This is a genomic window from Alcanivorax profundi, from assembly GCF_003597125.1.
In the GTDB taxonomy this organism is placed as follows: Bacteria; Pseudomonadota; Gammaproteobacteria; order Pseudomonadales; family Alcanivoracaceae; genus Alcanivorax; species Alcanivorax profundi.
The window spans coordinates 166,560-186,313 of the sequence record NZ_QYYA01000002.1 but is presented as its reverse complement, the minus strand read 5'-3'; the positions used below and the strand labels follow the sequence as shown (position 1 = coordinate 186,313).

Below are 19,754 nucleotides of genomic sequence, written 5' to 3'. Positions count from 1 at the left end.
TGGCGTACAGTGTTATGCAAACAACCGCTTCAGGTGTGCATTCAGCATTCGGCCTTGCGGGTCCAGTTCCTTGCGCACCTGTTGGAAGCGATCAAACGCCGGGTACAGCTCGGCCAGTTCGTCGCGCCCCAGACTGTGCAGTTTGCCCCAGTGTGGCCGGCCCTGATAGCGGCGCAGAATGGGTTCCACCGGCTGAAAAACCTTCTGGTAGTCCTGGGCGAAATACTGGTGGATGGAGAGGCTGGCGCCGGGGCGCTGGTGGTACATGGACAGTAACCGATCGTCTTCGGCCACGTAACGGAACTCGATAGGGAAGAACACATTGATGTCTTCTTTGCGCAGGGTGTCGCAGACCTCTTCGAGGCAAGCGATGCCGTCCTCGGCGGGGACGGTGTACTCCATCTCGTTGAAGCGCACGGTGCGCCGGTTGGCGAACACGGTGTGGGAGGGGCCAGTGAAGGTGCTGTCTTCCACAAACAGGGTGACCAGCTTTTGCAGGCTGGGGGTCAGCCAGCCGGCATGCATGGCCAGTTTGGAGACCAGCTCCAGCAGCTCGTTGTCATCTTCCCGGGCAGGGCTGTCCTCGGGATCGTCGGTGATCTCCATGGTCTTGATGATGGCCTGTTCACCGAGCGGAAAGGCAAAAAACTCGATGTGACGAAAGCGATCTTTTTCCTTTTCCACAAAGTCCATAGCCTCACGCAGAGGCAAGGTCCAGGTGTGCTCCTTGAGCCGGTAAGCGGGGGCATGGCGAAAGGTAATGTCGGTGACAATCCCAAGGGCGCCGACACTGCAGCAGGCGGCGAGGAAGCGGTCGCCATCACTTTGGTCCAGCGTCAGGCTGTCGCCATTGGGCAGCATCAGGCGAAGGCTCTCCACCTGCCCGGACAGGCTGGTGAGTCCGGTGCCGGTACCGTGGGTACTGGTGGCAATGGCGCCGGCCAGCGACTGCAGGTTGATGTCGGGCTCATTGAGAAAACTGTGCCCCAGGCTGTGCGCCTGGGCGCTGGCCATGGCCAGCCGGGTGCCGCCGCCCCAGGTAAAGCGTTCGCCGTCTTGCTGGCGCAGTCCGGCCATGGCTTCCAGCGAAATCAGGGTATCGTCGGTGGGTACCACGGCGCTGAACGAATGGCTGCCACCAAATGCACGCAGGCCTGCGTCACTGGCGGTGACCGCGTTGCGTAATGCCGCTTCATCACGGGGAAACAGCAATTGAGCGGGGTTGGCGGTCTGGTTCCCGGACCAGTTCTGCCACTGGGCAGCCGGCTCGGACTCTTGTGCCATCAGCCGCTGGGGCGCCAGCGCACCCACTGCACCCGCGCTACCCAGCGCCTTCAGAAAACCCCGTCGATCAATGGAATCAAACAATGCCATGCGCCATCCTTGTTCTTATTTGGCACGACGGTACAACAAAGGCGGTTAACAGTGAATAGTTAACAGTGAACAGCGGCGCGATAGCGCGTTGTTGTCATTGCGATGTAAAGTGCCCGCGACGTGAATTTGGGGCTGCCTCACGCGTTATAAAAACCAGGAAAACCGCGAAAAACTTGACACGATATGCTGCTCGCGCAGCCTTCACTGTTCACTGTTCACTGTTCACTGTTCACTGTTCACTGTTCACTGTTCACTGTTCACTGTTCACTGTTCACTGTTCACTGTTCACTGTTCACTGTTCACTGTCGATGCCAAGGCTTTCCCACATCGCATCCACCCTCTCCTTGACCGCCTTGTCCATGCTGATGGCGCGGCCCCATTCGCGGGTGGTTTCGCCGGGGAGTTTGCTGGTGGCGTCCAGGCCCATCTTGGAGCCCAGGCCAGCTACCGGGGAGGCGAAATCGAGGTAGTCGATGGGGGTGTTTTCCACCATCACGGTATCGCGGGCCGGGTCCATGCGAGTGGTGATGGCCCACATCACATCTTTCCAGTCGCGGGCATTCACGTCGTCGTCGCAGACGATCACAAACTTGGTGTACATGAACTGGCGCAGGAACGACCACACGCCCATCATCACGCGCTTGGCATGGCCGGGGTACTGCTTCTTCATGGTCACGACGGCCATGCGGTAGGAGCAGCCTTCCGGTGGTAGATAGAAGTCCACGATTTCCGGGAACTGCTTTCGCAAAATGGGCACGAAAATTTCATTCATGGCCACGCCCAGCACCGCGGGCTCGTCCGGTGGACGGCCGGTGTAGGTGCTGTGGTAAATCGGGTCGCGACGGTGCGTGACACGCTCTACGGTGAATACCGGGAACCGCTCAACTTCATTGTAGTAACCGGTGTGGTCGCCGAACGGGCCTTCATCGGCCATTTCATCCGGATAGATATGTCCCTCGAGGACGAATTCCGCGCTGGCAGGGACTTGCAGATCGTTGCCGATGCAGCGCACCAGCTCGGTTTTGGAGCCGCGTAACAGGCCGGCAAAGGCGTACTCGCTGAGTGTGTCCGGGACCGGCGTGACGGCGCCAAGAATGGTGGCGGGATCGGCGCCCAGTGCAACGGAGATCGGAAATGGTTCGCCGGGATGTGCTTGCTGCCATTCCTGAAAATCCAGGGCGCCGCCACGGTGGCTGAGCCAGCGCATGATCAGTTTATTGCGGCCGATCAGTTGCTGGCGGTAGATGCCCAGGTTCTGGCGTTCCTTATGGGGCCCACGGGTAATCACCAGCGGCCAGGTGACCAGCGGACCGGCATCGCCGGGCCAGCAAGTCTGGATCGGTAACTGGTACAGATCCACCTCGTCACCTTCCAGGATTTTCTCCTGGCAGGGCCCGCTGCTGGACACCTTGGGTGACATGCTCAAGACCTTGCGGAACACCGGCAGCTTATCCCAGGCGTCACGAAAGCCCTTTGGTGGCTCCGGTTCTTTCAAAAACGCCAGCAGTTCGCCAAGCTCTCGCAGCTCTTCCAGTGACTCCCGGCCCATGCCCAGCGCCACCCGGCGTTCGGTACCAAACAGATTGCCCAGCACCGGGGTCCCGAACCCCTTCGGGTTTTCGAACAACAATGCCGGGCCGCCAGCACGTAGGGTGCGGTCGCAGATTTCGGTCATTTCCAGATTGGGGTCCACTGGCACGGTGATGCGCTTGAGTTCCCCGCGCTGTTCCAGCTGGGTAATGAAGTCACGCAGATCGCGGTATTTCATGGCGTTCCTTGTTGGTAGGGGGCACCAGGGAAAGTAATTAAGCGAGTATAGCAGGCTGGATGTGAGCGGCGAGTCGAGAGCGGTGAACCTCGCTTTCGAGGAGGGCAAAACCCAAAATAGTTCCAGCGTGTTTTAGAAGATCGCAGACGCCCTCCAGATCGTTGAGTTCGGCGCCCATAAAACAAAACCCCGCCGGGGCGGGGTTTTGCGTATGGTGTTCCAGTGTTGCTTATTTGCGCTTCATGGACTCGAAGAATTCCAGGTTGGTCTTGGTCTGCTTCATGCGGTCAATAAGGAATTCCATGGCACCGATTTCATCCATTGGGTGAAGAACCTTGCGCAGAATCCACATTTTTTGCAGTTCATCTTCACCTACCAGGCGCTCTTCGCGACGGGTGCCGGACTTCTTGATATTCATGGCCGGGAAGACGCGCTTCTCTGCCACCTTGCGATCCAGATGCAGCTCCATGTTGCCGGTGCCCTTGAATTCTTCGTAGATCACTTCGTCCATCTTGGAGCCAGTGTCCACCAGGGCGGTGGCGAGGATGGTCAGGCTGCCGCCTTCCTCGATGTTTCGCGCGGCGCCGAAGAAGCGCTTGGGTTTTTCCAGGGCGTGGGCGTCAACACCACCGGTGAGGACCTTGCCTGAGCTGGGCTGTACGGTGTTGTAGGCACGGGCCAGACGGGTAATGGAATCCAGCAGGATCACCACGTCTTGCTTGTGCTCAACCAGTCGCTTGGCTTTCTCAATTACCATCTCGGCCACCTGAACATGACGGGCCGGAGGCTCGTCAAAGGTGGACGCCACCACTTCACCGCGCACGGTTCGTGACATTTCAGTCACTTCTTCCGGGCGCTCGTCAATGAGCAGCACGATCATGTGGGTTTCGGGATTGTTGCGGGCGATGGACTGGGCGATGTTCTGCAGGAGCATGGTCTTACCGGCTTTGGGCGGGGCCACGATCAGGCCGCGCTGCCCTTTGCCGATTGGGGCCACCAGATCGATCACCCGGGTGGTGATGTCTTCGGTGGAGCCGTTGCCTATTTCCATTGCCAGACGCTCGGTGGGGAACAGGGGCGTCAGGTTTTCAAACAGGATCTTGTTTTTTGCGTTTTCCGGCTTGTCGAAATTGATCTCGTTAACCTTGAGCATGGCGAAATAGCGTTCGCCATCTTTCGGGGGGCGGATCTTCCCGGAAATGGTGTCGCCGGTGCGCAGGTTGAAGCGCCGGATCTGGCTCGGAGAGACATAAATGTCGTCAGGGCCTGCCAGGTAGGAACCTTCAGCAGAACGAAGGAAGCCGAAGCCGTCCTGCAGGATTTCCAGTACGCCGTCACCATAAATGTCGGAGCCATTTTTGGCAGCGCGTTTAAGGATGGAAAAGATGACGTCCTGCTTGCGGGTTCTTGCCAGATTCTCGAGTCCGAGTTCTTTGGCAATGTCCAGAAGTTCTCCAATCGGCTTCTGCTTCAGTTCAGAAAGATTCATTGGCGGTCTGTTTTGGTCTTGGATGAATGAGAGGATGCACCACCTGCGGTGCCGCAGTTGTTATGAAAATCCGGTTATTTCGGAATCTGGCCCGGCAAGCCTAGAGGGCCATCAGGAATAAAAGGTAACCAGAGGTTCCGAAGGACTTACTAAAAGGGGGTGCTTGACTTAAAGCTGGTTCTGGAATCTACCACTCTGACAGGGGGCTGTCTAGAGTCTGGTGGGATGTAATGCCCCCGTCAGTAGACAGGGGCGTTACAAGGTGTTTCCGATCTTACAGTGTGCTGTCCAGGAAAGCGGTCAGCTGGCTCTTGGACAGGGCGCCCACTTTGGTGGCTTCCACGTTACCGTTTTTGAAGACACTCAGGGTGGGGATGCCGCGAACCCCATATTTCTTGGGGGTCTCAGGGTTGTCGTCAATGTTGATCTTGGCAATGGTCAGCTTGCCTTCGTACTCGCCGGCCAGCTGTTCCAGGATCGGCGCGACCATTTTGCAGGGGCCACACCACGGTGCCCAGTAATCGACCAACACGGGGCCGTCTGCATTGATGACCTGGGCTTCGAAGTCCGCATCGGTCACATTGATAATCTCGCCGCTCATTGAATTCTCCTGCTATAAAGGGATTGGCTGGCCCGGGCGAGGGCCGTTGCGCTGGGGAATAATATCAGGGTGTGGCCGGGCATTTTCAAGCAACCGCAGTCAATAATCCCGAGAGTTAGCGGCTATGACATCGTAACGCCATGATTTTTGGTTAGAATCGACCCAACGAAAGAAGGAGCTTGCATGGAGCACGGCGAACATCTGGCCGCCATTGATCTGGGGTCGAACAGTTTTCATATGGTGGTGGCCCGTCAGGTACACGGGGAAATCCAGATTCTGGATGGGCTATCCGAGAAAGTGCAGCTGGGCGCAGGCCTGGACAAGGATAATCGACTGGATGCCGATACCCAGGAACGGGGACTCGAGTGTCTGGGGCGGTTCGCTCAGCGGATTACCGGGATTCCCCGAGGCAGTGTGAGGGTGGTAGGCACCAACACCCTGAGACAGGCGCGCAACGCCCGGGAATTCATTGCCCGTGCCGAGGATGTATTGGGGCACGATATCGAAATTGTGGCTGGCCGCGAGGAGGCCCGGCTGATTTATCTGGGGGTGGCGCACACCCTGGCGGATGATGCCGGGCAACGTCTGGTGGTCGACATCGGCGGCGGATCAACCGAACTGATTATCGGTGAGCGTTTTGAACCTTCTGAAACCGAATCCCTGCACATGGGCTGCGTCAGTTTTGCCAAACGCTTCTTCCCGGAAGGGGCGCTTACCGAGAAAGCGTTTGATCGTGCCGTCACGGCGGCCCGACAGGAAGTGTTGTCGATTCACGCCAACTACCGCCGGATCGGTTGGGTACAAAGCGTAGGGGCGTCCGGGACGATCAAGGCGATTAGCCAGGTCTGTGTCGAGAATGGCTGGTGTGAGAGCGGTATCACGCTGGATGCGCTCAAGAAAGCTCGCAAGAAGGTACTGAAAGCGGAAAGCCTTGAGCGGTTGTCCCTCAAGGGGTTGCGCGAGGATCGGGTGCCGATTTTTCCGTCCGGGCTGGCGATTCTGTACGGTATTTTCGAACAGTTGGGGCTGGAGCAGATGGAGGTCTCGTCAGGGGCATTGCGCGAAGGGCTGCTCTACGATCTGTTGGGGCGGTTTGGTCATGAAGATGTGCGTGACCGTAGCATTCAGGCCTTGATGAACCGTCATCATGTGGAGCGCAGCCAGGCTGAGCGGGTGTGCGATACGGCCATGGCATTACTTAAGCAGGTTGCCAGCGAGTGGGGACTGGCGGGTGAGGACATGGCCGATTCTCTGCGCTGGGCGGCATTGCTGCACGAGCTGGGGTTGGCGGTGTCGCATAGCCAGTTTCACAAGCATGGCGCCTACTTGATCACCAATTCTGACTTGCCGGGGTTCTCACGCCAGGAGCAGCAGGCGGTAGCGGTGTTGGTACGAGGCCATCGCCGCAAGGTGCCGCTATCGGCGCTGGAGGATGTGCCTGAAGATGAGCGCGAGCCGCTGTTGCGCCTGTGCCTGGTGTTGCGCATCGCTGCGCGGCTGCACCATGCCCGCTGCGACGAAGCGATTCCCGATATTGGCCTCACCGCGGTTGAGCGCAAGCTGACCCTCTCGTTCCCGGCAGGCTGGCTGGAAGAACACCCTCTCACCCTCGCCGATCTGGAGCAGGAGCAAGAGTACTTTCAGCAAGCGGGCTGTGAGCTAAACTTGAGCTGAGTGTTCGCCCTATCGTTTGCTGGCAGGCCCGACAGGGGCGGTGCGGTCAGGGGTGGGAGCGGTTTCCACTGCGAATAAACGGCGTGGAGACTGCCCCTACCCCAAAGTATCCAGCAACGTCTGCTGCGCCATAAACCGTTCTTCCCCCTCTGCCGGCTGGGCGCGTTGGTAGCTGCCATCGGGCTGCAGTAACCAGGCACGGCTGTTGTCGCGCAAATAATACTGCAAGCCTTCTTCCAGCATCTGGCTCTTCAGCGCCGGGTGATTGATCGGGAAGCAGGTTTCTACCCGGTTGAACAGGTTGCGGTCCATCCAGTCGGCGCTGGAGCAATACAGCAGGTCTTCGCCGGCATGGTGGAAGTGGTAGATGCGGGTGTGTTCCAGAAAGCGCCCAACGATGGAGCGCACCCGAATGTTATCGGACAGCCCGGCGATACCCGGTTTCAGGCAGCAGATGCCGCGAACGATCAGGTCAATCTGCACGCCCGCCTGACTGGCGCGATAGAGCGCCTGGATGATTTTTTCTTCGGTCAGCGAGTTGAATTTGGCGATGATGCGCGCAGGCCGACCAGCCTGGGCTTCCACTGTCTCAAATTCGATCCATTCAACCAGTGACGGATGCAGGGTGAAGGGCGAATGTTTGAGCTGTTTCAGGCGGGCGGCCTTGCCCATGCCGGTCAGTTCCTGGAAGATTTTGTGTACGTCCTGTCCTATAGATTTGTCGCTGGTCATCAGGCCGTAGTCGGTGTAAAGCTTGGTGGTCTTGGTGTGGTAATTCCCGGTGCCAAGGTGGACATAACGCTTGATGCCATCCCCGTCGCGGCGGACGACCAGCAACATCTTTGCGTGAGTCTTGTAGCCCACCACACCGTACACCACGATGGCGCCGGCTTCCTGCAATCGGCGCGCCCCTTCGATGTTGGATTCCTCATCAAAGCGAGCGCGCAGCTCCACGATGGCGGTCACTTCTTTGCCGTTGCGCGCTGCGGTTTCCAGATGATCCAGAATTTCCGACTTGGTCCCAGTGCGATACAGAGTCTGCTTGATTGCCAGTACCTTGGGATCACGGGCAGCTTCTGCCAGCAGGGAAATGACCGGCTGAAATGACTGGAAAGGGTGATGCAGCAGCAGGTCTTCCTGGTCAATGGCATCAAAGATGGATTCTGATTTTTTCACCGTGGGGTGAACTTTCGGGGTGAAGGGCGGGTAGTGCAGGCGTGGCCGGTCCACGCTGGTAAACATCCGCGCCAGATTCACCGGGCCATTCACCTCGTAGAGGTCATCCTCGCCCAGCTCAAATTGCTCCAGCAGGTAGTGCATCAGATGCCGTGGACAATTGTCAGCCACTTCCAGGCGTACTTCGTCTCCGTAGCGACGGGAAAGTAGCTGGCCTTTCAGGGCGCTGGCCAGATCTTCTGCTTCTTCGTCCACTTCAAGATCCGCATTGCGAGTCACTCGAAATTGGTAGCAGCCAGTGGCTTTCATGCCCGGGAAAAGATCCGAGACATGGGCATGGATCATGGAGGAAAGGAAAATAAAATTATCGTCGCCGTCGCCACTGATTTCGTCCGGGATGCGGATCAGGCGCGGCAGCGAGCGCGGAGCAGGCACAATGGCCAGTCCTGTGGAGCGACCAAATGCATCCTTCCCATCCAGCGGCACGATGAAGTTTAAGCTCTTGTTGACCAGGCGCGGGAAGGGATGGGATGGGTCCAGTGCGATGGGGGTCAGAACCGGGTAGACCTGCTCACGAAAATACTTTTTGACCCATTCAGCCTGGGCTTCGGTCCAATCTTCGCGGCGCAGGAAGTCGACGCCTTCCTCGCGCAGTGCCGGTAACAGGATGTTGTTCAGGATGTGATATTGCCGGTCCACTGCTTCATGGGTGATGCGGCCGATTTCCCTGAGCAGCTCGGCCGGCAGCATGCCATCCGGGCCCGGTTGACCTGTGCCGGTTTCCAGCTTGTTGCGCAGACCCGCTACACGAATCTCGAAGAACTCGTCCATGTTGCTGGAAAAAATCAGCAGAAAATTCAGCCTTTCCATCAAGGGGTGGTTGTCGTCCATGGCCTGCTCCAGCACCCGCAGGTTGAACTGCAGCAGGCTCAATTCCCGGTTGAAGTAGTAGTCGGGGTTATTGAGGTCGATGGCGCTGTGCTCGCTGGCAATGTCATTCATGGTCTCGTCCTGAGCGGAACCGCAAGGGCCCTCTATTCCATGACATATATATGACACGGTAATGACAGGGAACGGGATTCACCCCTGTCCAGCTTAATCCTGCATGAACAAAGGGGAAAGAATGAGGCAGGTTCAATCATGGGAAGCAGACTGACAAAGCTTACTTTTCAGTGTCGCGGCAAAGGTGTAGAATGCGAATCGTTATCGTTTTTAGTCTTTTTATATTTTGGAGCTTGCCAATGACTTGCCGATATCGCGCGATTTGGGGCGCGCCGCTGGTAGGGATGTCCCTGCTTTCTTTGTTTCCTGTGACGGTACTCGCTGAAGAGCCCTCTACCAATGTGATTCCTGCTGTAGAGGTAAGCGCCGAGGGCGCTGAAGAAGCGGGATATATCACTGAAAGGGAAACCGCCAAAACGGGCAAACTGGATGTGGCAGTGGAAGAGACACCATTTGCCATTAGTGTTGTAAATCAAGAGTTTATTCGTGATACCGGGGCCAAGAATATTCAGGATGCCCTACTTTACAGTTCGGGCGTCTATGCCGGTGCATTCGGGTTTGATACCCGTGGTGATTGGGCAAAGATACGCGGAATGGATGCGTCCTTTTATCTGGATGGGCTGCGCTCGATTTATGGCAGCTATAACAGTGTGCGCACCAATGTCTATGCTCTGGAACAGCTGGAGGTCCTGAAGGGGCCGTCTTCTGTGCTGTATGGCCAGTCTGAATTGGGCGGCATCATTAATTCCGTCTCGAAGCTCCCCAAGCCAGAGCAGCAGGGAGAAATCTGGGCGCAGGTGGGTTCCTATGACCGCAAACAGTTGGCGGCAGACGTTACCGGGCCTCTCTCAGAGGACGGGAAGTTACTCTATCGTCTGGTGGCGCTGAAGCGCGAAAGCGGTACCCAGGTGGACCATGTGGATGATGACGGTTTCCTTTTTGCGCCGTCTATTACCTGGCTGCCTACGGATAACACCAGTATTAGCCTGCTGTTTAATGCCCAGGAAAACTCAGGCGGCGTTTCGGCCCAGTTTCTTCCGGCCCAAGGGACTATCGAGCCTGGGGTGAGAGGTGATCTTCCTACGGAGACTTTTGTTGGGGAGCCTAGCTGGGATCGTTATGACCGCGAAAAAAATGAAGTCACCTTGTTTGTGGATCATCGTCTGAACGAGCAATGGAACATCGCTGCCACCGGCCGTTACACCTCCTCTGAAGCGGAAACCCGTGAGCACTGGGCATCGATTGGTTTTGGTGTTGCGCCCAATGGTGACACTGCGCGTACCATCTATATGGCGGATACCGGCACAGAGGTAACGAATTTTGATATTCGCCTTCAGGGTGATCTGAATCTCGGCATGACCCGCCACCGTCTGGCGGTTGGTGTTGATCGGCAGGACGCGCTCTGGGAGCAAAGCAACTATTACTACGGTTATGCCCAGGGTGGCACCATTAACCTTTATAACCCGGTATACGGCAATGTGAACTATGCGGCCCTGAACCCCGCTGACCGTCCGGATAACGAAATCAAGCAGACCGGGGTCTACTTCATTGACCACATGGATATTGGCAACTTCGCCATTTCCGGGGCGCTGCGTCACGATGATTCAACCAATACCACTCTGGCGGTTACAGGGCCGGATACCAAAAGTGATGATGAAGAAACCACAGGCCGCCTGGGTTTGATGTATCACTTTGATTTTGGGTTGTCCCCCTACCTGAGCTATGCGCAGTCATTTACTCCGAATCTGGGAACGGATGGATTTGGGGAAAGCCTCGATGCGTCGACAGGTGAGCAGGAAGAGGCCGGTGTCAAATACGTGAGTGAGAGTGGAGATCTCTCCGTGACTGCCGCTTACTTCTACATCGAAGAAACCAATCGCGTGATCCAGGGGTCGCAGCCGCAGTCAGTTGACCAAGTTGGCGCCAAGTCTGAAGGTTGGGAGCTGGAAGTGAAGAAAATGCTGGGAAATCTGGAACTTCAGGCCAGTATGACCGACCTCCGGGCCATCGATGACGATAGCGGTGTTCGGTTGCCTTACGTGGCGGACCGGCTTGTTTCTGGCTGGGGTAAGTATGAGCTGGAAAATGGTCTGCGCTTTGGTGCCGGGGTACGTTATATCGGTGACAATGTGGGCTTCGGCGGCGCGCCGAAGGTACCGTCCCAGACATTGTATGATGCGATGCTGGGCTATGGGATCCAGAACTGGGATTTCAGCATGAACGTCCAGAATTTGACGGATGAAGAGTACGTTTCCTGGTGCCGAAGTGCCGGTACGGATTGTGGTTTCGGTGAGCGCCGTACCATTACGGCAAATGCCCGTTACCGTTTCTAGGGATCGGGCCACAAAAAAACCGGCGCATGCGCCGGTTTTTTTGTGGATGACCAGGGTCGGTTACCCCTGAAAAATCCATGAAGGCTGCACGATCTCTAGCTGTTGCATCTCTTCTTCCGTCGGCGCGCGGGCGTCAGCGGTCGCGATGGCGGAAATGGCAAGTCCCAGTACCAGTATCAGGGTACGCATAACATGACTCCTCGGGTCAGTGACCCAATCTCAGAAAAGTATCAGCGCGATTAAAAGCGGCGAAATCATAACCGCTTTGTGCCGATAGCCATTGGCTGCAGCACGGTCGGGCGGGGCGTTGCGGTGTATTCCACTCGACGAATGACTTGATTTATATCGTATGGTGTAAATACACTAAAATAAAGTGCCATGCTTGCCGCCTTCCCTGCAGGGTGGCAGCGCTTTCGCATTTTTAGTGTATATACATCAAGGAGAAGACGATGAAGGCGTTCCTGATTTTGATGGCGTTGTTGAGCCGGATTACCCCGGCCAGAGCCAGCCGCATGGCGTTAAGCATGATGACCACGCCGCGGGTGGCGGCGGTCCGTCGTGACAGCAATCCGGCCCTGCGGGATGCCGGTGAGTTCATGCCGGTAGGGACCCGCGCTCGATGCTGGGTGCGCCCGGGCGGGCCACGGCGGGCGCTGTTTGTGCATGGCTGGTCAGGGGATGTGTCGCAGTTTCACGCGCTTTTGGAGACCGTCGATCCGTCGGATTGGACCTGTTTCGTGCTGGAAATGCCTGGTCACGGAGTGGTGGCGGACGGACCATCGAATGTGGGGGAGTTCATCACGACGGTTAGAGCCGCGCTGGAACAGATGGGAGAGCCGGTGGATCTGGTGGTAGGGCATTCCATGGGGGCGTCGGCGTTGGCCTTTGTGCTGGCGGAGCGCCCGGAAATTCCGCAGGCCGTGTTGATCTCGGCGCCAACGGACTTTCGCGCGGTGGTCGGTCGCATGGCGAGTTTTCTTCGCTTCGGCGCCCGTGCCCGGCAGGGGTTGCTGGACGCCATGGCGGACCGGGTCGGGATCGGTTATGAGGTGCTGGATATTGCGCGCCGGGGGCGTGGCATCGAGAGTGAGGTGCTGGTGATCCACGACACGCTGGATCGGGAAGTCCCGTTTAGTGATGCCCTGCGTCTGCATCAGGCGCTACCCCATGCCAGCCTGTTTCAGACCCAGGGGCTCGGGCATCGGCGGTTGCTGGAGGCGTCCCAGGTCCATGCCGCCATTGAGGCGTTTGTGCAGCCGGCGGCGGCCGTCAGAGTGTCTGCTTGACCTGGCGGCTGAAACCGCGCAATTCACGGGCGATGTCAGCCCAGTTGGCGGCACCGACCAGCGACTCGAATTGCTGCTGGGCGTGCTGCCAGCCCTGCAGGGCTTGCTGGTAGCGTGCTTCACCGTCTGCGGTCAGGCTCAGGCCCAGGGCGCGTTTGTTGCCGGTGGGGGCTGCCTGCACCAGACCGTTGTCGATCAGTTTGTCCACGGTCCGTTGCAGGGAGGTACGCTCCATGCCCAGCAGTTCCGCCAGCTGGAAAATGGATTCCGGCGGTCGCGCCTTGATCGCATTGAGCACGGAAAACTGGGTGATGCGCAGGCCGCTGTCCGCCAGGCTGCTATTGAACAGCCGGGTCACCAGCCGGGAAAACACCCGGGAGTGCAGGGCGGCGCATTGCAGGCCGACCTGCTCGGGATCGGGGGTAGGGCGTTGGCGGCTCATGCGAAAACTCCGGATAAAGTGTGCATGCATTATATGGCCGCACCGGCCCGGGTTGGCAAATCAGCCGTTCAGTTTGATGGCGGCGGCCTTGGCAAAGTAGGTAAGAATACCGTCGGCCCCGGCGCGCTTGAACGCCAGCAGGGATTCCATCATGACCTTGTCCTGGTCCAGCCAGCCGTTCTGGAAGGCCGCCATGTGCATGGCGTATTCGCCACTGACCTGATAGGCATACACCGGTACCTTGAACTCGTCCTTCACCCGCCGCACCACGTCCAGATAGGGCATGCCGGGTTTGACCATCACCATGTCGGCCCCTTCGGCCAGATCCAGGGCAATTTCATGGAGGGCTTCATCGGAATTGGCCGGGTCCATCTGGTAGGTGGTCTTGTCCGCCTTGCCCAGGTTGCCGGCGGAGCCCACCGCGTCCCGGAAGGGGCCGTAGTAGGCGCTGGCGTACTTGGCGGAGTAGGCCATGATGCGGGTATGGATGTGGCCGTGGGCTTCCAGGGCGTTGCGGATCTCGCCGATGCGGCCGTCCATCATGTCAGACGGGGCGATCACATCCGCGCCGGCCTCGGCCTGGGACAGGGCCTGTTTGACCAGGGCGTCCACGGTCTCGTCATTGAGCACATAGCCGTTGTCATCAATGATGCCGTCCTGGCCGTGGGTAGTGAACGGGTCCAGCGCACCGTCAGTGATGATGCCCATCTCTGGCACGGCTGCCTTGATCGCTCGCACGGCGCGCTGGGCCAGCCCTTCCGGATTCCAGGCCTCGCGGCCGTCCAGGGTTTTGACGTCCGACGGGGTCACCGGGAACAGGGCCATGGCGGGAATGCCCAGCCTGGCCAGCTCCTCCGCTTCCTTGACCAGCAGGTCGATGCTCATGCGTTCGACCCCCGGCATGGACGGCACCGCTTCGGTCTGGTTGCTGCCTTCCAGCACAAAGACCGGGTAGATCAGATCGTCCACGGTCAGGGTGTGCTCGCGCATCAGACGACGGGAAAAATCATCGCGGCGCATACGACGCAGACGGGTGGCGGGCCAGGGGGCACGGGTGACAGACATGGGGTGGAATCCTCTAGTAACATGGGGCGCCTGATGCGAACCCTGCCGGTGGCAGCCATGTGTGCATGGCAATCCGGGCTTCGGGACGATCCCCACAGGCGCGGTGCCTGAGGCCGGGTCGTAGAGATGACATCAGACGCAATCACGAGAGTTTAGCAAGAGCCGTAGACGATGGAAAAACAGCCGGCCTTTCATCTGGCCTTTCTGGTAAATGATCTGGAAGACGCGGCAGATTTTTATGTCCGGGTGCTGGGTGGTCGCCGTGGTCGCGATGCCCCGAACTGGATCGATATCGATCTGCACGGCCACCAGTTATCGTTGCACAAGGGTGAGGGTCTCACCCCGATCCAGGGCTACAGCGAGGTGGATGGTCATCCTGTTCCCATGCCTCACTTTGGGGTGGTGCTGGATTTTGCGAGCTGGGAAACCCTGGCGGCGCGGATCCATGAACACCAGTGGCCGTTTCTGCTCAAGCCTCGCGAGCGGTTTATGGGGCAGCCTGCCGAGCAAGGCACATTCTTCGTGCAGGATCCCTCCGGGAACACCCTGGAATTCAAGGGGCTGCGCGAGCTGGAACGGATTTTTGAGGTGTAGCCATGGGCCGCTGGCGACCGAAGGGCAAGCCCGCCTCCAAGTACATTACCGCGGAAGGCTACCGCAAACTGAACGATGAGCTGCAGTATCTGTGGAAGGTCAAGCGTCCCGAGGTGACCCAGGCCGTGCAGGAGGCTGCCGCTCAGGGGGATCGTTCGGAAAATGCGGAATATATTTACGGCAAGAAGCAGCTGCGGGAAATCGATCGGCGAGTGCGCTTTCTCAGCAAACGACTGGATGACATGACGGTGGTAGAGCGGCTTCCGGAAGACCAGAGTCGGGTGTTTTTTGGTGCCTGGGTTGAGCTGGAAAACGAGCACGGTGATCTTGAGACCTATCGTCTGGTGGGACCGGACGAGACTGATGCCGAGCGTAGCTATATCAGTATTGATGCGCCGTTGGCACGGGCCTTGCTGAAAAAACAGGTAGATGACGAGGTAGAAGTGCGAACCCCGGCGGGGGAGCGTTGTCTGTTCATCAATCGTATCTGGTACGTGAAAGCGTAACCACCGAAGGGCGGAAATAGGCGTGAGCCCATCCCCGCCATTGTCAGCGGAGATTGCCGAGACAATTTCCACCCTGCGAACAGAGGAATTATTCGCCCATGAGAGCCAACCGACGCGTCTGGTTTTTTATCCGGAAATCCCTGCTGGGCGGGCTGACCATTCTGTTGCCCATCTCCATCATCGTGTTCTTTTTCCGCTGGATCTACCAGACGGTGACGGACATGATTTCCCCGTTTACCTCGGTGTTCATCAATGCCTTTGGACTGCCCAAATTTGTAGCCGACTGGCTGGCGGTGCTGGCGGTCATGGTGTTGTGTTTTCTGGTTGGTACCCTGGTGGCAACCCGGTTGGGCAGCTGGCTGTGGCAGCAGTGGGAAGAGAATGTCATGACCCGGTTGCCCGGCTATACCACAGTGCGGGAAGTGATTGCGCAGCTGATGGGCAACAGCAGCGACAGCCCGTTCAGCCGCGGTGAGGTGGCGCGGGTCTGGCTGTATGGCCGCAACGTGGATGTGTCGGTCACTGCCCTGGTCACATCCCGCCATGCCGATGGCCACGTTACGGTGTTCGTGCCTACCGGCCCCAATCCCACCAGTGGCTTTATCTATCATGTGGATGAAACGCTGGTGGAACTGCACCCGGAAATCGGTGTGGAAAACATGATGAAAACCGTGGTCGCCTGCGGCGCCGGCACCGCATCGTTGTTCAAGACAGACTCCCCGAAAAAACCGTAACCTGCTCCGCGCTGAAGCCGCTGCAGGAGTCCGGAAAACCGGGCGGCAGCGCGGAGTTAAAAGGGCCTCACAATCGAGTCACGAAAAGCGAGTTTCGAAAGGCAACAAGTTTGTGGCGTTTGAAGGCCCAGGTCTTGATCTTCGAAACTCAAAACTCGCCCGACATTCTCTCCGCACTCAACTCCACCGATTTCTCTGCCAGCGCATCGTGCATGAAATCCCGCATGGCTTTCAGATAACGCCCCTGATCCAGATGCAGCATGTGGTTGCCCGGGAACCAGTGGATATCGCAGTCCTGCCAGTGTTGTTTCAACAGGAAACTGTGCTTGGGAGGCGCAAAACGATCGCCGGCACCGCCGATGATCATGCGGCCCTTGTGGGGTACCTGGCAGGGCCAGGTGAGCGGCGAGTGTAGCGCCGTGAGTTGGCGCAAGCCGGCCAGATCCGTGTCGTATACTTTGTGGAACAGCGGGAACTGCAGGTTCACCGGGAACCAGCTTTTCATCAGGTCCATGATGCTGACCAGTGGTACATTGGGAATGGCGAAGGACAGGTCTTTTTCCAGTGAGGACAGCAAGCCGGTGGTGTAGCCCCCCAGCGAAATGCCGGTGGCGCCGATGGCCGGGCTGCCCTCGTCGCGCAACATGTCGAGAAAAATGCGCAGGTCATGAATCGCCTGGGCAAAGGTCTCGTTCAGCATGGCCATGCCCTGGCTGAAGAACTGCGCGCCACTGAACGGTGCCAGCGCGCCCTTGCGACGGCCATGGAAGGGCAGGGTGTAGAGCAACACATCAAACCCTTGTTTGTAGAACCAGGGCAGGGCCAGCCAGCGGGTGTTCAGCCAGTACGGATCGGCCACAAAGCCATGAATCATGACCAGGGTCGGGCGCGGTTCGCCGTGGTGCTTCCAGTGTTGGGCGCAGGCAATGCGGTTGCGACGGTGTGCCTGGTAACGTTCGCTCAGGGCCGGGTTCACGGTGTCGAACGGGGAACGAAACTGCAGGGTGTGGGCCTGGCCGTCTTCCGGCTGGAAGTGGTAGCGGGCCACCGGGCCTCGCTGGATTCTGGGGCGCACGGTGGGCGGGCGGAAAAAGTGTTGCGGGTCACCGCTGTCCAGATACTGGCGATAAAACGCCACCAGGTCGCGCTCTTCTTTTTGCTGGCGCACATTCAGGCTGGCGGGCAACGCGGCGGCGCCGGCCATGCACGCCAGCCCGGTGCGGGCCAGGGTGTCGACGCCGGCGGTGTAATCGATGCGCCAGCGCGTGTCGTTGTCGGCCAGGAAGTGGTCTGGCATGGCGTGAAACCCGCGTGGCAGGGTTTGCCACCAGGGTTGGGTCAGCCGGGGAAGATCATCATCACAATAGTCCTCCGGCCGGATGCGCGGCAGTTCGGTCATGGCCTGCTCCCGTCGTTATTCTGCGATGTCTCAGTAGACGCTGCAGGAAAGAGTGCTGCAATGACCGAATCTGTCGCAGGGTAGGCGGTCAGAGGCTTTTGATGAAACCGACAATGCGTTTCAGATCCTGGCGGGCTTCCGGCAGTAGCGGCACCATGATCGGCCAGACATGGAACAGGCCGGGGCGCTCGATCCATTCCACCTTCACTCCCGCCTGTTCGGCCGCCCGGCGTACCAGCTTGCTGTCTGAATAGAGCACTTCGTCCGGGGTGACCGTGATCAGTAGTGGGCAGATGCCTTCATAGTTGCCCTTGCAGGGCGATGCATAGGGATGGTCGCGGTCATTTTCATTGGGGATATAGAGGTTGATGGCCGAGCGCACAATGTCGGCTGACAGCATGGCGTCACTGGCATCCAGTGCATCCAGCACGCGGTCGTCCGGAGTGGCGTTGCTGCCCGGCGACAGCAGGACCGCACAGCGCGGCTGTGGCAGACCCTTGTCACGGATATGCAGCAGGGTGGCAAGGGTAAGCCCGCCGCCAGCGGAGTCGCCAGTGATCACAATGTCCTGTGGCTGTTTGCCAAGGCCCAGCAGGTATTCATAGGCCTCCATGACCCGATTGACCGCCTCCGGGTAGGGGTGCTCGGGGGCAAACGGGTAGGTGGCCAGATACACCTCGCCTTTCAGTTTTTTGGCCAGACGACCGGCAAGGTTGTGGTAGGTGCGGGTGACGCCGCCAACATAGGCGCCACCATGCAGGTACAGCACGGTGACGGCGGGGTTCGCCACACTCAGGCGTTCGCCACGAAACTGGGGCTGATCCACCTGGCTGAGTTTTACCCCGAAAGGCATCAGGGTCAGGCTGGGGGTGCTGTTGAACACCTTGCGAAGGTGGCGAACCACCTGCTCATCACTCAGTCCTGAACGTTTGATGGTGCGACGGGTAACGGCTTTAACGAGGGTCGCCTGAAGACTCATGGGGAATCCGCTGTGTTGTTATTCAGGGCATCTACCTTAATGGCCGTTCCGTCTGAATGGCAGGGGTGAAGAGGCCAGTAAACAGTCGCCTGGGGTCAGGTTTGCGGCATAACAGGCCAATCGGGTTGATCGAGCTTGTGGTATGCGGGCGGCTTGCCTATGTTGCAGTGTGGTTTTTACGACATTGAGGCAGGTCATGCAGTCAGGAACAGTCGCCAGCAATGGTATTGAGCTTTTCTACGAAAGCCGTGGCCCCGAGAATGGGGAAGCGATCGTGTTCGTTATGGGGCTGTCTGCCCAGATGGTGTTCTGGCCGGAATCGTTGCTCGACAGTCTGGTTGAGCGGGGCTACCGGGTGATCCGCTTTGATAATCGGGACGTGGGCAAGTCATCGCGTATTCGTCGGCGTCTCAAGCATGGTCCGCTCACGGCCATCATGCGGGGTTATATCGGTCTGTCTGTCGATGCCCCCTACACGCTTCATGACATGGTGGACGATACCGTGGGCCTGCTGGATGCGCTTGCCATCGACAAGGCCCACCTGGTTGGGGCATCCATGGGCGGCATGATCAGCCAGCTGATGGCGGGTAAATACCCCGAGCGGGTGTTGTCACTTAGCTCCATCATGTCGAGCAACAACAGCCGTCTGGTGCCGCCGCCGAAGCCGGAGGCCCTGAAGGCGCTGGTGGCGCCGCGGGTGAAGATTGAAACAGAAGACCAGTTTGTGGCGTTCGGTCTTGAGATGATGGGCAAGCTGGCGGGCACTCTGCCCCAGGGGCGGGACGAACTGGCAGACATTTATCGCCAGTGTTGGGCGCGCGGCATCAACCCGCTGGGGATTCGTAACCAGTTCCTGGGGATTGTCGCTACCGGTGCCCTGACGCCCTGGCTGAAGAAAATCACCTGCCCGACCACCGTTATTCACGGTGGCGCGGACCCGCTGATTCGCCCTGCAGGCGGCAAAGCTTCTGCCCGTCATATTCGCGGCGCCAAGTTGGCGATCCTGCCGGGCATGGGGCACGACTTCCCGCCGTCCTTGCTGCAGCGTATGGGTGAGCTGATTGCCGAAACCGCGGGGCGTGCCAATTCGGTGGGACAGCCAGCGGTGGCATGAGAGAGTGAACAGTGAACAGCGCGCGGTGGCGGGCTGTTTTTGCTGGAAGGGATGAGGCCGCCCCTGTCAGAGGGGGCGGCCTTTTGTTTGGCTTATCGCGGATTTCCGGGAAAGCCTGATTTAATCCTCCTTTGCCGTAGGAGCGTCGCTGGCGGCGCGATTCCCAACGCCCAAAATCGCGCCGCCAGCGACGCTCCTACAAAGAAACCGATCCGCGC

The 19,754-nt window shown here is 58.6% G+C and carries 17 protein-coding genes; 7 read left to right on the top strand and 10 right to left on the bottom strand.

Annotation, left to right across the window (positions count from 1 at the left end; translation table 11 throughout):
- Positions 1–12 precede the first annotated feature (12 nt).
- The 4 genes from D4A39_RS06095 to trxA all read right to left on the bottom strand — a co-directional run bounded on the left by D4A39_RS06095 (position 13) and on the right by trxA (position 5,232).
- Positions 13–1,374: a D-arabinono-1,4-lactone oxidase gene (locus D4A39_RS06095; protein ID WP_119917712.1), complete on the bottom strand. Its 1,362-nt coding sequence runs from the start codon at positions 1,372–1,374 to the stop codon at positions 13–15.
- 292 nt (positions 1,375–1,666) lie between these two features.
- Complete coding sequence (gene ubiD / locus D4A39_RS06090) at positions 1,667–3,142, bottom strand: 4-hydroxy-3-polyprenylbenzoate decarboxylase (RefSeq protein WP_119917711.1); 1,476 nt, start codon at positions 3,140–3,142, stop codon at positions 1,667–1,669.
- Between the two features lie 229 nt (positions 3,143–3,371).
- On the bottom strand, positions 3,372–4,631 hold the full coding sequence (gene rho / locus D4A39_RS06085; RefSeq protein WP_022985384.1) for a transcription termination factor Rho: 1,260 nt from the start codon (positions 4,629–4,631) through the stop codon (positions 3,372–3,374).
- Positions 4,632–4,905: 274 nt separating this feature from the next.
- Positions 4,906–5,232, bottom strand: a complete 327-nt coding sequence (gene trxA / locus D4A39_RS06080; RefSeq protein ID WP_022985383.1) for a thioredoxin TrxA — start codon at positions 5,230–5,232, stop codon at positions 4,906–4,908.
- Between the two features lie 183 nt (positions 5,233–5,415).
- On the opposite strand from trxA, the gene ppx reads away from it, so the two are divergent.
- A complete protein-coding gene (ppx, locus tag D4A39_RS06075) occupies positions 5,416–6,906 on the top strand; it encodes an exopolyphosphatase (protein ID WP_119917710.1) in 1,491 nt (496 codons plus the stop codon).
- A gap of 96 nt (positions 6,907–7,002) precedes the next feature.
- Here the strand turns inward: ppx and ppk1 are convergent, their stop codons facing one another.
- Positions 7,003–9,084 (bottom strand): polyphosphate kinase 1, encoded by a 2,082-nt coding sequence (ppk1, locus tag D4A39_RS06070; RefSeq protein ID WP_119917709.1) that lies wholly within the window; start codon positions 9,082–9,084, stop codon positions 7,003–7,005.
- 239 nt (positions 9,085–9,323) lie between these two features.
- Between ppk1 and D4A39_RS06065 the strand changes: the two genes are divergently transcribed.
- Positions 9,324–11,417: a TonB-dependent siderophore receptor gene (locus D4A39_RS06065; protein ID WP_031226452.1), complete on the top strand. Its 2,094-nt coding sequence runs from the start codon at positions 9,324–9,326 to the stop codon at positions 11,415–11,417.
- A 60-nt stretch (positions 11,418–11,477) separates the two neighbouring features.
- Here the strand turns inward: D4A39_RS06065 and D4A39_RS18165 are convergent, their stop codons facing one another.
- Positions 11,478–11,606, bottom strand: a complete 129-nt coding sequence (locus D4A39_RS18165; RefSeq protein ID WP_267899598.1) for a hypothetical protein — start codon at positions 11,604–11,606, stop codon at positions 11,478–11,480.
- A 260-nt stretch (positions 11,607–11,866) separates the two neighbouring features.
- Between D4A39_RS18165 and D4A39_RS06060 the strand changes: the two genes are divergently transcribed.
- Positions 11,867–12,703 (top strand): alpha/beta fold hydrolase, encoded by an 837-nt coding sequence (locus D4A39_RS06060; RefSeq protein ID WP_119917708.1) that lies wholly within the window; start codon positions 11,867–11,869, stop codon positions 12,701–12,703.
- Here the strand turns inward: D4A39_RS06060 and D4A39_RS06055 are convergent.
- A complete protein-coding gene (locus D4A39_RS06055; RefSeq protein ID WP_022985377.1) occupies positions 12,687–13,145 on the bottom strand; it encodes a MarR family winged helix-turn-helix transcriptional regulator in 459 nt (152 codons plus the stop codon). The two genes, D4A39_RS06060 and D4A39_RS06055, sit on opposite strands and share 17 nt — an antisense overlap.
- Before the next feature lie 60 nt (positions 13,146–13,205).
- The gene (gene hemB / locus D4A39_RS06050; protein WP_022985376.1) at positions 13,206–14,210 is read right to left on the bottom strand and encodes a porphobilinogen synthase; all 1,005 of its coding nucleotides are present in this window, start codon (positions 14,208–14,210) and stop codon (positions 13,206–13,208) included.
- 171 nt (positions 14,211–14,381) lie between these two features.
- Between hemB and D4A39_RS06045 the strand changes: the two genes are divergently transcribed.
- From D4A39_RS06045 to D4A39_RS06035, 3 genes are all read left to right on the top strand, one after another.
- Positions 14,382–14,804: a VOC family protein gene (locus D4A39_RS06045; RefSeq protein ID WP_022985375.1), complete on the top strand. Its 423-nt coding sequence runs from the start codon at positions 14,382–14,384 to the stop codon at positions 14,802–14,804.
- Positions 14,805–14,806: 2 nt separating this feature from the next.
- Entirely contained in the window at positions 14,807–15,310 is a 504-nt protein-coding gene (gene greB, locus D4A39_RS06040; RefSeq protein WP_022985374.1) for a transcription elongation factor GreB, read from the top strand.
- Between the two features lie 98 nt (positions 15,311–15,408).
- Positions 15,409–16,044 carry a DUF502 domain-containing protein gene (locus tag D4A39_RS06035; RefSeq protein WP_119917707.1) on the top strand — a complete coding sequence of 212 codons (636 nt, stop codon included), beginning with the start codon at positions 15,409–15,411 and terminating at the stop codon, positions 16,042–16,044.
- 148 nt (positions 16,045–16,192) lie between these two features.
- Here D4A39_RS06035 and D4A39_RS06030 read toward each other — a convergent pair whose 3' ends face one another.
- A complete protein-coding gene (locus tag D4A39_RS06030; protein ID WP_119917706.1) occupies positions 16,193–17,443 on the bottom strand; it encodes an alpha/beta hydrolase in 1,251 nt (416 codons plus the stop codon).
- An 88-nt stretch (positions 17,444–17,531) separates the two neighbouring features.
- Positions 17,532–18,422: an alpha/beta hydrolase gene (locus D4A39_RS06025; RefSeq protein WP_119917705.1), complete on the bottom strand. Its 891-nt coding sequence runs from the start codon at positions 18,420–18,422 to the stop codon at positions 17,532–17,534.
- 196 nt (positions 18,423–18,618) lie between these two features.
- Here D4A39_RS06025 and D4A39_RS06020 point away from each other — a divergent pair, with 196 nt between their 5' ends.
- Positions 18,619–19,536 carry an alpha/beta fold hydrolase gene (locus D4A39_RS06020; protein WP_119917704.1) on the top strand — a complete coding sequence of 306 codons (918 nt, stop codon included), beginning with the start codon at positions 18,619–18,621 and terminating at the stop codon, positions 19,534–19,536.
- Positions 19,537–19,754 lie beyond the last annotated feature (218 nt).

Coding starts and splice junctions, on each gene's coding strand:
- D4A39_RS06055 (WP_022985377.1), bottom strand. CDS start 13,145: ATGAGCCGCCAACGCCCTACCCCCGATCCCGAGCAGGTCGGCCTGCAA.
- ubiD (WP_119917711.1), bottom strand. CDS start 3,142: ATGAAATACCGCGATCTGCGTGACTTCATTACCCAGCTGGAACAGCGC.
- trxA (WP_022985383.1), bottom strand. CDS start 5,232: ATGAGCGGCGAGATTATCAATGTGACCGATGCGGACTTCGAAGCCCAG.
- D4A39_RS06030 (WP_119917706.1), bottom strand. CDS start 17,443: ATGACCGAACTGCCGCGCATCCGGCCGGAGGACTATTGTGATGATGAT.
- D4A39_RS06065 (WP_031226452.1), top strand. CDS start 9,324: ATGACTTGCCGATATCGCGCGATTTGGGGCGCGCCGCTGGTAGGGATG.
- D4A39_RS06020 (WP_119917704.1), top strand. CDS start 18,619: ATGCAGTCAGGAACAGTCGCCAGCAATGGTATTGAGCTTTTCTACGAA.
- D4A39_RS06095 (WP_119917712.1), bottom strand. CDS start 1,374: ATGGCATTGTTTGATTCCATTGATCGACGGGGTTTTCTGAAGGCGCTG.
- greB (WP_022985374.1), top strand. CDS start 14,807: ATGGGCCGCTGGCGACCGAAGGGCAAGCCCGCCTCCAAGTACATTACC.
- D4A39_RS06060 (WP_119917708.1), top strand. CDS start 11,867: ATGAAGGCGTTCCTGATTTTGATGGCGTTGTTGAGCCGGATTACCCCG.
- ppx (WP_119917710.1), top strand. CDS start 5,416: ATGGAGCACGGCGAACATCTGGCCGCCATTGATCTGGGGTCGAACAGT.
- D4A39_RS06025 (WP_119917705.1), bottom strand. CDS start 18,422: ATGAGTCTTCAGGCGACCCTCGTTAAAGCCGTTACCCGTCGCACCATC.
- D4A39_RS06045 (WP_022985375.1), top strand. CDS start 14,382: ATGGAAAAACAGCCGGCCTTTCATCTGGCCTTTCTGGTAAATGATCTG.
- D4A39_RS18165 (WP_267899598.1), bottom strand. CDS start 11,606: ATGCGTACCCTGATACTGGTACTGGGACTTGCCATTTCCGCCATCGCG.
- D4A39_RS06035 (WP_119917707.1), top strand. CDS start 15,409: ATGAGAGCCAACCGACGCGTCTGGTTTTTTATCCGGAAATCCCTGCTG.
- hemB (WP_022985376.1), bottom strand. CDS start 14,210: ATGTCTGTCACCCGTGCCCCCTGGCCCGCCACCCGTCTGCGTCGTATG.
- rho (WP_022985384.1), bottom strand. CDS start 4,631: ATGAATCTTTCTGAACTGAAGCAGAAGCCGATTGGAGAACTTCTGGAC.
- ppk1 (WP_119917709.1), bottom strand. CDS start 9,084: ATGAATGACATTGCCAGCGAGCACAGCGCCATCGACCTCAATAACCCC.